Origin of the sequence: Providencia stuartii (assembly GCF_029277985.1) — a bacterium.
Taxonomy (GTDB): domain Bacteria; phylum Pseudomonadota; class Gammaproteobacteria; order Enterobacterales; family Enterobacteriaceae; genus Providencia; species Providencia zhejiangensis.
Genome location: NZ_CP119546.1, coordinates 248,329 through 262,181, shown reverse-complemented (window position 1 = coordinate 262,181; position 13,853 = coordinate 248,329). Strand labels below are relative to the sequence as shown.

Here is a 13,853-nt window from a genome sequence, read left to right as displayed (position 1 = left end):
CTTATACCCCTTCCACTAAATTTCGTTGCACTCGCCATTGTCCCCAGCCTTCCATAACCGCAATAATGGCGATATACAGCACTGTTGCGAGGCCAAATGCAGTGAATGTTTGTAATGTTTGGCTTTCCACTTGGCGTGAGACGTAAGAGAGCTCAGCAACACCAATTGCCATGGTTAACGACGAGTTCTTAACAACATTCATGTATTGCCCCAGTAAAGGAGGCATGGCGATTTTCACCGCCTGTGGCAACACAACATGTTTCATGGCTTGCCATCCCGTTAAACCAAGTGCAAAGGCTGCATATTTTTGGCCTTGGCGTACACCACGGATCCCTGAGCGTATTTCTTCAGCAATAAATGGTACCGTATATAATGTTAACCCAACAAAACCCGCTAAGAATTCAAATGAAGGCCAGCTCAGCGTGATACCTACCACGTGGATTTCATGCGGTGTATTGAGCCATGCCATCATCTCCGATGATAAAATCTCCCCTGACGCAAAATACCAAAAAAACAGTTGAACCAGTAAAGGTGTATTACGGAAAATGGAAATATACACACTGACCCCCCAACGTAGCGGGGCAATTTGGCTATCCTTTGCCGCGGCAACGACAAAACCTAATAGCGTTGCAGCAATGATGGTACAAACCGAGATCCAAATCGTCAGCAAAAAGCCATAGCCAAACCATTCCAAATACTCAGGAGCCAAAAAATGCTGAGAAAAAAATTCGCCGCTAATAAATTTTTCAAACATAACTGCTGCCTTGTATAACTAAGAACCCCGCAATAATGAGCGGGGTTATTTATTCTGAAGTGCTGATTCAATATATTGAATCGATATATCAGATGGTTATCATTATTTTTGTTGTTCAAGAGGAGCGAATTTGAATTCACCGCGAGGTTGCGCTGCCTTAGTATCAGGGCCAAACCAACGGTTATAAATCTGTTCTGCTTTGCCTTCTTTTTCTAATTTCAACAAGGTGTTATTCACATTTTCGATTAAACGCGTTTCACCTTTTACTGCTGCAACCGCTTGATATTCACGAGTGATACTAAACGGAGATATTTCAAAATCAGCCTTCACTTTTTCTGGCAAGTTACCCAGCAGACCGACTAACTTCGCGTCATCTTGCGTTATCGCTTGGACATTACCATTGCGCAAAGCAGCAAATGCTTGTGGCGTGTCATCATAAGAGATCACTTTCGTATTTGGATAACGCTCACGTAAGGTCACTTCCTGTACCGTGCCTTTATCCGCACCAATACGTAATGGGGCAATATCGTCAGGCGTTTTCAAGACCCCTTTGCGAGCAATAAACTTCTGCCCTGTCGCAAAATCCGGAATCGAGAAATCAACCTGCTTAGCGCGTTCGTCAGTAATTGTGAAATTTGCCCCAATGAGATCGACCTTACCTGAGGTCAGTAGAGGAATACGGTTAGCTGGGTTAGTTGGACGCAATTCCAATTTCACGCCGAGGTCATCGGCTATCGCTTGCGCGATATCAACATCATAGCCCGCGAGTTTTTTTGTTTGTGGGTCAATAAAGCCAAATGGTGGATTACTGTCAAACACAGAGATACGAATAACACCAGCTTGCTTAATATCATCCAATTTATCTGCATTGGCGACATTGGCCACCAGCGCAAGGCCTGCAAGTAGTGCGGTAGTTAAAACGCGAGCTTTCATTGAACACCTCTGACGGTAAATTTATGTAAATCGACTACCACAAATTATCAAGGAAGGCTTATCTCTTGAAATACTATTAAATGATATATTTATATCAAAAAAGAATATACGCAGAAAAATAGGTCACCAAGCAATGAAGAGAGTCTGTAAAATGATTCACGTTACCTTTAAGGGTTGTTTGATGCGTACAATCGTTATGAGGACCTTTAATGAGGATGAATAAACGGTTTTTTCTAACTAACTCGTCCGTGTTTAATATCATATGAAAATAGCGTGATAACGGGAGTCTTTTAAAAGATCACCAAAAACCTAAAATCTGCATCACATAAAAACACTCTAAGCATATCGAAATGAACGAAAACGACGCTCAATAACCTCACTCACACGTGTTGACGCTGGCGATAAAAAACAAAACCCCAGTCACACACATAAGTCTGTGACTGGGGTTGGTAATGACAACCAACAATGCGACAACGCAAAGTTTGACCGTTATTTTTTGGTGATCATTTTTTCCAATTGATCGCCACCTACATGACGGAAATCTTGCCCTTTCACATAGTAAAAAATGAATTCGCAAATGTTTTGGCATCGATCTCCGATACGTTCAATCGAACGGGCACAGAACAATGCCGTTAATACACTTGGGATCGTCCTTGGATCTTCCATCATGTACGTCATCAGTTGACGTACTATTCCTTCGTATTCTTGGTCAACTTTTTCATCTTCTCGATAAATCCGAATCGCTTCTTCCAAATCCATTCGCGCAAAAGCATCAAGCACATCATGCAACATTTGTACCGTATGACGCCCTAATGACTCAAGGCTAACCAGCAAAGGTTGATGTTGATGAGAGAATTTTTCTAATGCTGTTTGGCAGATCTTATCGGCAACATCCCCAATTCGTTCGAGTTCAGCGATGGTTTTTGAAATAGCCATAATGAGGCGTAAGTCACTGGCTGTTGGCTGACGCTTAGCAATGATTTTCACGCACTCTTCGTCAATAGCCACTTCCATCATATTCACTTTATGGTCATTTTCGATAACTTCGCGCGCAAGAGCCTCATCCTGATTATGCATGGCAGTGATCGCTTTGGTGAGCTGTTCTTCAACCAGCCCTCCCATTGTCATCAATTCTGTATGGATATGTTCCAATTCAGCATTGAACTGCCCAGAAATATGTTTGTTGTGATTCAGCGTATCCATAATCGGCTCCCTATCAACCGTAACGACCTGTAATATAGTCTTCGGTTTGTTTCTTTTCAGGTGTGGTAAACATCTTGTCTGTGTCATTAAACTCAATCAACTCACCTAAATACATAAAGGCCGTATAATCCGAACAACGTGCAGCCTGTTGCATATTGTGAGTGACAATGACCACGGTATATTCAGATTTGAGTTCGCTGATCAACTCTTCAATACGCCCAGTTGAAATGGGGTCAAGGGCTGAACATGGCTCATCTAATAATAAAACTTCAGGGCGAATAGCGATACCACGAGCGATACACAAGCGCTGTTGCTGACCACCAGAAAGACTATAACCACTTTGATGCAGTTTATCTTTGGTTTCATTCCACAGCGCAGCTTTGGTTAACGCCCACTGAACACGTTCGTCCATCTCAACACGCGATAACTTTTCAAATAAACGGACACCAAAGGCAATGTTGTCATAAATAGACATCGGGAAGGGTGTTGGTTTTTGGAATACCATACCGACTTTGGCACGTAATAACGCGATATCTTGTTTATCAGTCAAAATATTTTGACCGTCTAGCAGAATCTCACCTTCTGCTCGCTGCTCACCGTACAGCTCATACATTTTATTAAAGGTACGCAGCAGCGTTGATTTACCGCAACCGGATGGGCCGATAAATGCGGTGACTTTGTTTTTTTCAATATCTAACGAGATATTTTTTAGTGCGTGGAATTTACCGTAATAAAAGTTAAGGTCACGTACTTGAATTTTACTGTTTGCGATCTGATTTGCATTAATCATGGCAACTTCTCTCTATAAATCTCTATTCAATCCGGGTGTTAGTGTTTTTTCTTAGCAAACACAACGCGTGCGATAATGTTAATTAACAGGACACATAGGGTGATTAATAGAACCCCTGCCCATGCCAGTTGTTGCCATTCCGAGAACGGACTCATCGCAAATTTAAAGATAGTCACAGGCAAGTTAGCAATTGGCTCACTCATATCTGTGCTCCAGAACTGATTCGACAAAGAAGTGAACAGTAATGGTGCGGTTTCACCCGCAATACGAGCAATCGCTAGCAAGATCCCTGTAATAATCCCGGATACAGATGCTTTAAGCGTAATAGATAAAATCATTTTCCATTTTGGCGTACCTAACGCATATGCGGCTTCACGCAAGCTATCCGGCACCAGTTTCAACATATTTTCCGTTGTGCGGATAACAATCGGAATCTGCAACAGTGCTAAAGCGATAACGCCTGCCCAGCCAGAGAAGTGCTGCATTTGTGCAACCACAATGGTATAGACAAACAGACCTACAACAATTGATGGTGCAGATAACAAAATATCATTAATGAAACGCGTTACAGAAGCGAGCCATGATTTACGGCCATACTCTGCCAAATAGATCCCTGCTAAGATACCTAAAGGGGTGCCTATCACCGTTGCCCACAGAATCAACAAGCCACTTCCGACGATGGCGTTAGCGAGGCCACCACCTTCAGTATTCGGTGGCGGAGTCATCTCTGTGAACAAGTTAAGGGACATCCCATCAATCCCTTTGGTCACCGTTGAAAATAAAATCCAAACCAGCCAGAACAGACCAAAGGCCATGGTTAACATTGAAACAAATAAGGCCATTCGGTTAATCTGACGACGCCATGCTTGACGACGGGCACGTTCTTTTTCGTTAATAACAAAATGTTGAGATGTCGACATATTAACGGCCCTCGTTCTTCGCTAAGCGCATAACCATGAGTTTTGATATCGCCAGAACAATGAAGGTGATAACAAAGAGAATTAACCCAAGTTCCATCAGTGCAGCAGTGTGTAATCCACTTTCTGCTTCGGCAAACTCATTCGCTAGTGCTGACGTAATACTGTTTCCTGGCATAAATAACGAGAAGCTATCCAGTTGATAAGTATTTCCGATGACAAAGGTCACCGCCATGGTTTCGCCAAGAGCACGGCCAAGGCCTAACATGACGCCACCAATCACACCATTACGGGTATAAGGTAAAACAATATTCCAGATCACTTCCCATGTGGTACAACCAATACCATATGCCGACTCTTTCATCATGACGGGTGTTTGTTCAAATACGTCACGCATAACGGAGGCAATGTAAGGAATGATCATAATGGCGAGGATAATCCCTGCCGCCAAAATACCAATCCCGAATGCAGGACCCGAGAAAAGCTCACCGACAATCGGGATACTTGACATCACATTGCCGACAGGCTCTTGGAAATATTCAGCAAACAGAGGCGCAAAAACAAATAGCCCCCACATACCGTAAACAATACTTGGAATTGCTGCGAGCAATTCAATCGCAATACCTAAAGGGCGTTTTAACCAGTTAGGAGCCAGTTCCGTTAAGAAAAGTGCAATACCAAAACTGACGGGTACAGCAATAATCAGGGCGATCAATGACGTCACAATGGTGCCATAAATTGGCACTAATGCCCCAAACTCCTCCGCGGGTGCATCCCATTCCTTAGTCCATAAAAACGAAAACCCAAATTTTTGCATACTCGGCCACGAGGCAAAAATAAGGGAAATAATGATGCCACCAAGCATTAACAAAGTGATTAGTGCGGCAATTTTTACCAATGCGCTAAATATCACATCGCCTGACTTGCTCGGTGCTTTAAATGCCGTTGTTTTCTCGGCCATGCGCTTTGTCTCATCCTACACCTACTTTATTAGTAGGATTTAGTTACTACGTCAGAAGGCGGATGTTAATCCTAAGCATCCGCCATCCATTGCCAACCCGAGGTTCACTGATTAAAACAGTGGTTTACCTTGGCTATCTTTAACTTCTGTTTTCCATGCTGCACGTATTGCTGTCACAACTTCTGCGGGTAGTACAGCGTAATCTAATGCTTCAGCTTGTTGACCACCTTTTTCGTAAGCCCAGTTAAAGAAGTCGAGCACCGCTTTTCCTTTTTCTGCATTCGCTTGATCTTTATGAACTAAGATAAATGTGGTGGATGTGATTGGCCATGCATTTTCACCATCACGGTTAGTCAGGTCTTGAGCGAATGACTTAGACCAGTCCACTTTTTTCGCTGCCGCACTGAAGCTTTCACCTGTTGGTGAAACCACCTTACCATCCGCTGAAACGAGTTTAGTATAAGCAAGATTATTCTGTTTTGCATAAGCATATTCAACATAACCGATAGAGCCTGGTAGACGTTGAACGAAGGCTGCAACGCCATCATTACCTTTACCACCTACGCTGTTTTTCGGCCAATTAACCGTTGAACCCGCACCGATGTCATTTTTCCAATTTGAACTCACTTTCGATAAATAGCTAGTGAAGACAAAAGTGGTACCGGAACCATCAGAACGTCTTACTACCGCAATATTTTGGTCTGGTAAGTTAACATCAGGGTTCAGCTTAGCAATTGCGGGGTCATTCCATTTGGTGATTTTGCCAAGATAGATGTCACCCAACGTCGTTCCGTCTAATGTCAATTGACCAGACTGGATACCTTTCACATTAACGGCCAAGACAACGCCGCCGATAACTGTTGGGAACTGGAACAGGCCATCTTGCTTCAATTTTTCATCAGTCAATGGCGCATCAGATGCACCGAAATCAACTGTTTTCGCATTAATTTGTTTAACGCCACCAGAAGAACCGATTCCCTGGTAGTTCACTTTATTACCTGTTTCTTTCTGATAAGAGTCCGCCCACTTAGCGTAAACAGGGGCAGGGAATGTTGCACCCGCGCCAGTTAAGCTTGTGGCAGCAAAAGAAGACATCGCAGTCATTGAAAGAGTTGCTGCCATTACGCTAGCTAAGGTTGTACGCATCATTTTCATAATCCCTCCGGGGATGTATAGAAACAATTAAGTGTAAATTGTTGGTGAAATGTCACGGTAGGAAAAATAGGACAATTTGATGACAACAACATGTCTGATTTATGACAGTTTTATGACAATTGATTATTTTAGCGTATTTATTGAAGCAAAGCGGAAGGCCAATAAAAAAAATTAACAATAAAATCAGATGGTAAGAAATATAATACTCGGCCAATCTGTCATGAGGCAAAAATGACACTCTGTCATAAAAAAGTCGCACAATTCTTTTTTGCCGCCTCTCAGGATCGATCAATACTGCTCTGCTCACCATAGCAAAAAGCGCATACACTTGTCATGAGGGGATAGATAACAGTTCATTGCAAGATACGCGCTTTATGATTTTCTAAGCGCTACAGCAAATAACGATGGTTAAACACCTAACAAGCAAACCGCCATGACGTGCCCATTGACGCGTAAAATGAGCACGTTAGCGACAATAATCGATCTTATATCCAATTTCAAAATACACATAGACCGACATTATTCTTTATTTGCTTTGTGCAGCATATACTCCTTAAGCTCAGCCAGCACTTGCTCCATACCGACTTTCTTTCCCTGAGTTTGAGAGGGCGTCGTCATTTTGTGGATGCCTTTCAGTGGCGGAGGGGGCGGTGGCGTATCGATTGAAGTCACTGAGGTTTCTTCAAGCCCCTCATACTTTTTGGCATTATTGATAAAAACTTGATGATTTTTCAGTTCTGCCAGCACTTGCGTCATACCGGTTTTCTCCCCCTGAGTTTGCGGAGCAACAGCCATTTTGCCAATGCCCAGAAACTTTGCCATCGGCGGAGGGGGCGGTGGCGTATCGGTTGGAGCCACTGAGGTCTCTTCAACTCCCTCACACTTTTTGGCATTATTGATAAAAACCTGATGGTTTTTTAGCTCCGCCAGCACTTGCGCCATGCCGGTTTTTTCCCCCTGAGTTTGCGGAGCAACAGTCATTTTGCCAATACCCAGAAACTTTGCCATCGGCGGAGGGGGCGGTGGCGTATCGGTTGAAGCCACTGCGTTTTTTTCAAGCCCCTCACGCTTTTTGGCATGATTGATAAAAGCCTGACAACTTTTTAGCTCCGCAAACACTTGCCCCATCCCTATTTTCCCTGCTTTTGTTGGTTGAGCAAGCGGAGTACCAAACTCAGGCATTGGCGGCGGTACTGGAATAGATAGCGGTGATTTTGATGTTGCCAATTGATGTTCCGGTGATTGGATAACCGCGGTCAGTTGTCGACCCCACGTCACCGGTGTAGCCACCTTTTTAGGTTCTTGAAAGAACCCTATTATGGTACATCGTGTACGCTTTATTTTTTGAAATAGGGCAGATTGGTCTCCCTTTCCTTCTATCCTCGCGCATGCATTTTGACTTTGAGAAGAACGGATCGTTTTAAAAAAATTAATCTGCATAGATTCACCCAATTATTTTATTTGGATCTATTATCCAAACGAAACAATTGCTGAGTCTTTTATATAACGATTATTTTATTTATAAACGGCATGTTTTATGAGGTAAATAATTAGGAATGAATACAATTTAAGAATATTTTAGTTAAAGAGATGAGATAGGCTGACAGCTCATTTCACTAACAGCCTGTTATTCTTCTTTTTCTTTCAATGGTAACAGCGCGCGAATGGCAAAACCCCCCCGTTCGCTTTTATGAATTTCGATACTGCCCTCATGGGCGTCGACAATACGGCGGATAATCGCTAAGCCAAGGCCTGTTCCCTTATTGCTACGCGCTTTTTCCCCTTGCACAAACGGTTGAAAGAGACGTTGGATATCCTCTTCCTTAATTCCTGCACCATCATCTTCCACTTGGAACCAGACTGAGTCTTCGTTTTTACCACTGCTGACTTTAATCCAACCATTACCATAACGATAGGCATTCACGATCATATTCGTAATTGCCCGCTTAATCGCCAATGGATTGGCATTCACAATCAGATTACCTGGCTCAAATGCCGTTTCAATTTCACCTGTAACACTGCTTTCCGCGGTGACGGCTTCATTTAAGATTGCATTCAGGTCACAGAACTCCATATTCATTTCTTGACCGGTCTTCAGGTAGTCCATGAATTGACCAATGATCGCATCGCACTCTTCAATATCTTTATTGATGGATTCAGCAAGATAACCATCTTCTGGACTCATCATTTCCGTCGCTAAACGTATGCGTGTTAATGGTGTACGGAGGTCGTGGCTGACCCCTGCCATTAATATAGTACGGTCATTTTCAAGTGTTTTGATGCCGGCTGCCATATGGTTAAAGGAGCGAATTGCGGCTCTTACCTCTGCGGCGCCTTTTTCCTGCATAGCAGGCAGAATAACCCCTTTACCTACTTGACCAGCATGGTATTCAAGCTCCAGTAAGGGTTTATTTTGATAACGGATATAGAGCCAAACACCGGCAAAAATAAACAGAAAGATTGCTAATGTATAACGGAATACTAGCGAGAATTGGTTTTGCCCTATTTCGGTCAAAGGTACCCGTACCCAGATATCGGGGGCAAGATAAGACGTTAGCCAAAGAATAGGATATTCGCGGCCAAGTTCTAAACGGACTTTAGCTTCACCGCCAATATATTCAGACATGTTTTCACTGAGGAAATCATATTCTTTAGCCCAATTTAAGCCTTCTTCCATGGCAGCTGATTGGGCATAAAATGTGATCCCTAACTCATTATAAATCTTTTTACGCAATGCAGGAGAAACCCGCACAGTGGTTCCATCTTGCAGCACCATCTTTTCCGTCATTAAAGTTCGTACTTCATAAGCCAGTACTTTATTAAACTGTTGCAAACTTGGCATCACAACAAAGTTCAATACCACCATATAGCTGGTGACAAGGCTGGCAAACAATAAGGCAACGAACAAAAATAACGAACGAGAAAATGTACTACGGCGAGAGAACCTCAATCGCTTCATGCTTTACTACCGTCCGGTACAAACACGTAACCCAGTCCCCAAACTGTTTGGATATAGCGGGGATGAGCAGGATCTTCTTCAACCATACGGCGTAAACGTGAGATTTGCACGTCAATTGAACGTTCCATCGCACTGTATTCACGGCCTCTCGCCAAGCTCATCAGCTTATCACGAGATAATGGTTCCCTTGGATGCGAAACCAGCACTTTTAGTACGGCAAACTCACCACTGGTTAAAGGCATATTTTCTTCGCCTTGGAACATTTCACGAGTACCAAGGTTAAGTTTAAATTTACCGAATGTGATAATGGCATCATCCTGAGATGGTGCACCAGGTAGTTCGTTTGCTTGACGACGTAATACCGCACGGATACGCGCCAATAATTCACGCGGGTTAAATGGTTTCGGGATGTAGTCATCGGCACCAATTTCTAAACCGACAATACGATCAACTTCTTCACCTTTTGCCGTCACCATAATAATCGGAATCGGATTATTTTGACTACGCAAACGGCGACAAATTGACAGGCCATCTTCACCCGGCAACATTAAATCTAAAACAATAAGATGAATAGATTCTCGCGTGAGGATCCTATCCATTTGTTCTGCATTGGCGGCACTACGTACCTGAAACCCTTGTTCCGTGAGATAGCGTTCTAGTAAGGCACGTAAACGCATATCATCATCGACAACAAGAACTTTATAACTTTCTTGCATTTTGTAGCCCTCAAGATGTGCAATCTATTGAAATTATCTTTAAAAATAAGAGCATACCCACCATTCCCAAAAATTATGGGTGTCACCAAATTCACAGTTATCTAAATGATCGCCTCATCATATTAATGCGTTTTTTCGCTAGCCTGTGATAGTGGTATATAACTTAATTATTTTGCGTATAAGTTAAATATAAAATAGTTAATGCTCTAATTTACCATCAACTTGAAATTTAATGAATAATTTTACGCGTTATAGGGCTAGAGGTTTATAACTAATTTCTAATATCGAATAGGTCACAATCCCCCCCGGCGTGTTGACAGTAATTTCATCGTCAACCTGCTTACCAACTAGTGCTCGAGCTACTGGAGAGTCAATCGAAATCCAATTTTTAGAGGGATTAAATTCGTCAGCACCCACTAACCGGAATATTCTGATATTTTCATCATCATCTTCTAGTTTAACCCATGCCCCAAAAAAAACACGCCCTTCTTGCCGTGGGTCAGGTTCGACAATCCTGAGTTGATCCAATCTTTTAGATAAAAAACGAACTCGACGATCAATTTCTCGCAAGCGTTTTTTGCCGTAAATATATTCCGCATTCTCTGAGCGGTCGCCTTGTGCTGCGGCTTCAGAAACGGATTGGGTCACTCTTGGACGCTCTTCTTTCCAAAGGTACTTAAGTTCTTTGTCCAGAGCATCCCAGCCTTCGCGTGTGATTAACAGACTCTTATTCATAACCTTTATAAATTAGTAAGCAAGTTAGATAATTATAAATTATATACAGAATTATTCTTTGACTTTAATAAAGTTCGCCCTAGAAATTCTGCCTCTGTGCAAGTATAACAGTGCCATAAATTTTTTTATTATTCATTGATTAGGTATTAAAAGCGACATGAATGAAACTCTAAGCCAAATAATTGCAGCAGAGCTACAAGTTCAGACGAAACAGGTATTTTCTGCTATCACACTGCTGGATGAAGGAAACACTGTTCCTTTTATTGCCCGTTATCGTAAAGAAGTGACCGGTGGGCTAGATGATACCCAACTTCGTCAACTGGAGAGCCGTTTAGGGTATCTACGAGAGTTGAATGAGCGTAAGCAAACTATCCTTAAGTCAATAGAAGAACAAGAGAAACTCACCCCTGAACTCGCCGCTGCCATCAACAATACCCTCAATAAAACCGAACTAGAAGACCTTTACTTACCCTTTAAACCTAAACGCCGTACTCGTGGACAAATCGCGATTGAAGCAGGTTTAGAGCCATTAGCGGAAGCCTTATGGCATGACCCTAGCCAATCACCGGATGATTTAGCACAAGCCTATATCAATGAAGAAAAAGGGGTTGCTGACGTCAAAGCGGCACTTGATGGCGCCCGTTATATTTTAATGGAACGTTTCGCTGAAGATGCGACATTATTAGCCAAAGTGCGTGACTATTTGCTAAAAAATGCCCACATTGTTTCCAAAGTTGCTGACGGAAAACAAACGGAGGGAGCAAAATTTAGCGACTATTTTGATCATCAAGAGCCTGTTTCTTCCGTTCCCTCTCACCGCGCATTAGCCATGTTCCGCGGTCGTAATGAAGGGATCTTACAACTGTCACTGAATTGTGACCCACAATTCGAAGAGCCGCCTAAAGAGAGTTACTGTGAAGAAATCATTACACGTCACCTTGATGTTAGGTTAAACAATGCACCAGCCGACCAATGGCGTAAAGCCGTCATCAGTTGGACATGGCGTGTCAAAGTGCTGCTTCATCTTGAAACGGAAATCATGAGTTCCTTGCGAGAAAAAGCAGAAGATGAAGCAATCAATGTATTTGCGCGTAACCTCCATGACCTATTAATGGCCGCACCCGCTGGGATGCGCGCAACGATGGGCCTCGATCCCGGCTTACGTACCGGCGTTAAAGTCGCGGTCGTCGATGCAACAGGTAAACTCATCGCAACAGAGACTATCTATCCACATACGGGGCAAGCAGCGAAAGCCGCCGCCGTGGTTGCTGCCTTATGCCAAAAGCACCAAGTGGAATTGGTGGCCATTGGTAATGGTACCGCTTCTAGAGAGACAGAGCGTTTCTTTGCCGAAGTGCAAAAACAGTATCCTGAAGTGACGGCACAAAAAGTCATTGTGAGTGAAGCGGGCGCATCCGTCTATTCCGCTTCAGAGCTGGCAGCACAAGAGTTCCCAGACCTTGATGTATCACTACGTGGGGCCGTTTCTATCGCGCGTCGTCTGCAAGACCCCCTCGCTGAATTAGTAAAAATCGATCCGAAATCGATTGGCGTTGGTCAGTATCAGCACGACGTCAGCCAAACGCAACTAGCCCGTAAACTCGATGCGGTAGTCGAGGATTGTGTAAACTCAGTCGGGGTTGACTTAAACACGGCATCTGTCGCTTTGCTTACGCGTGTTGCTGGTTTGAGCAAAATGATCGCTCAGAATGTCGTGAATTGGCGAGATGAGAATGGCCGTTTTAACGACCGAAAACAGCTCTTGAAAGTGACTCGTTTAGGGCCAAAAGCCTTTGAACAATGTGCCGGTTTCTTACGTATCACTAACGGTGACAACCCACTTGATGCGTCTGGAGTCCACCCAGAGGCTTATCCTGTCGTTGAAAAAATTCTCGATGCCGTTCGTCAACCTCTCAAAGAGATCATGGGCAACTCACAAGCCTTGAATAGTTTAAGCCCCCATGATTTTACAACAGAGCAGTTTGGTGTTCCTACCGTCACGGATATTATCAAAGAGCTAGATAAACCGGGTCGAGACCCTCGGCCTGAGTTTAAAACGGCAACCTTTGCTGAAGGTGTCGAAACCATGAATGATTTGACATTGGGCATGATCCTTGAAGGCTCAGTCACTAATGTCACTAACTTCGGTGCGTTCGTCGATATCGGTGTTCACCAAGATGGTTTAGTCCATATTTCATCGCTGTCTAACAGTTATGTCGATGACCCGCATAAAGTGGTCAAAGCTGGCGATATTGTAAAAGTCAAAGTGATCGACGTTGATATTCCGCGTAAACGCATCGCGCTCACTATGCGCTTAGATGAGCAACCGGGTGATAGCCATAGTCCATCGCGTAGAACGAACCATTCGCAAGATAGAAACTCACGGAAAACACCGTCGACACCTCGCGATACTTCACGAAAAAATAATAGTTCCGCGGGAAACAGTGCGATGAGCGATGCCCTCGCCGCCGCATTTGGCAAAAAACGCTAAGTCAGACTCCGCAATAAAAACACCTCTACAATCGACTTTCTCTTTGATTGTAGAGGTTTTTAATCCCACCCCGACAATTTCATTACGTTAATATTTAACAAAACGAATACATTAAACTGTTTTTATTTACCTGCACAACTTAGGTTCATCAATCCGAAGTGCCCGTATACTCAATGCTTAGTTGATCCATATCAATTCAGCTTGACGAAAAAAGAGGCTAAATATAGTGAATAGTTGAT

Annotated in this window: 12 protein-coding genes; 1 reads left to right on the top strand and 11 read right to left on the bottom strand. The window is 43.3% G+C overall.

Translation table 11 applies throughout. From position 1 onward, the window contains the following. Window position 1 precedes the first annotated feature (1 nt). The 11 genes from P2E05_RS01130 to greB all read right to left on the bottom strand — a co-directional run bounded on the left by P2E05_RS01130 (window position 2) and on the right by greB (window position 11,123). Window positions 2–754 (bottom strand): amino acid ABC transporter permease, encoded by a 753-nt coding sequence (locus P2E05_RS01130; protein ID WP_272657826.1) that lies wholly within the window; start codon window positions 752–754, stop codon window positions 2–4. A 102-nt stretch (window positions 755–856) separates the two neighbouring features. Further along, the gene (locus tag P2E05_RS01125) at window positions 857–1,687 is read right to left on the bottom strand and encodes an ABC transporter substrate-binding protein (protein ID WP_154624394.1); all 831 of its coding nucleotides are present in this window, start codon (window positions 1,685–1,687) and stop codon (window positions 857–859) included. Between the two features lie 489 nt (window positions 1,688–2,176). After that, window positions 2,177–2,890 carry a phosphate signaling complex protein PhoU gene (phoU, locus tag P2E05_RS01120; protein WP_154624393.1) on the bottom strand — a complete coding sequence of 238 codons (714 nt, stop codon included), beginning with the start codon at window positions 2,888–2,890 and terminating at the stop codon, window positions 2,177–2,179. A gap of 13 nt (window positions 2,891–2,903) precedes the next feature. After that, window positions 2,904–3,680, bottom strand: a complete 777-nt coding sequence (gene pstB / locus P2E05_RS01115; RefSeq protein WP_154624392.1) for a phosphate ABC transporter ATP-binding protein PstB — start codon at window positions 3,678–3,680, stop codon at window positions 2,904–2,906. A 38-nt stretch (window positions 3,681–3,718) separates the two neighbouring features. Further along, window positions 3,719–4,600, bottom strand: coding sequence for a phosphate ABC transporter permease PstA (gene pstA, locus P2E05_RS01110; protein ID WP_154624391.1), 882 nt, complete (start codon window positions 4,598–4,600; stop codon window positions 3,719–3,721). Between the two features lies 1 nt (window position 4,601). Further along, window positions 4,602–5,558: a phosphate ABC transporter permease PstC gene (pstC, locus tag P2E05_RS01105; protein ID WP_154624390.1), complete on the bottom strand. Its 957-nt coding sequence runs from the start codon at window positions 5,556–5,558 to the stop codon at window positions 4,602–4,604. A gap of 111 nt (window positions 5,559–5,669) precedes the next feature. Next, complete coding sequence (gene pstS, locus P2E05_RS01100) at window positions 5,670–6,713, bottom strand: phosphate ABC transporter substrate-binding protein PstS (protein ID WP_154624389.1); 1,044 nt, start codon at window positions 6,711–6,713, stop codon at window positions 5,670–5,672. Between the two features lie 519 nt (window positions 6,714–7,232). Next, on the bottom strand, window positions 7,233–8,153 hold the full coding sequence (locus tag P2E05_RS01095; protein ID WP_249999675.1) for a hypothetical protein: 921 nt from the start codon (window positions 8,151–8,153) through the stop codon (window positions 7,233–7,235). A gap of 187 nt (window positions 8,154–8,340) precedes the next feature. Continuing rightward, complete coding sequence (gene envZ / locus P2E05_RS01090; protein ID WP_154624387.1) at window positions 8,341–9,672, bottom strand: two-component system sensor histidine kinase EnvZ; 1,332 nt, start codon at window positions 9,670–9,672, stop codon at window positions 8,341–8,343. Further along, window positions 9,669–10,388 (bottom strand): two-component system response regulator OmpR, encoded by a 720-nt coding sequence (gene ompR, locus P2E05_RS21570; RefSeq protein WP_004923581.1) that lies wholly within the window; start codon window positions 10,386–10,388, stop codon window positions 9,669–9,671. Before ompR ends, envZ begins: the two co-directional genes overlap by 4 nt. 249 nt (window positions 10,389–10,637) lie before the next feature. Beyond that, window positions 10,638–11,123 (bottom strand): transcription elongation factor GreB, encoded by a 486-nt coding sequence (greB, locus tag P2E05_RS01080; RefSeq protein ID WP_154624386.1) that lies wholly within the window; start codon window positions 11,121–11,123, stop codon window positions 10,638–10,640. Window positions 11,124–11,280: 157 nt separating this feature from the next. Between greB and P2E05_RS01075 the strand changes: the two genes are divergently transcribed. Next, window positions 11,281–13,614, top strand: a complete 2,334-nt coding sequence (locus P2E05_RS01075) for a Tex family protein (RefSeq protein ID WP_249999671.1) — start codon at window positions 11,281–11,283, stop codon at window positions 13,612–13,614. Window positions 13,615–13,853: the final 239 nt, after the last annotated feature.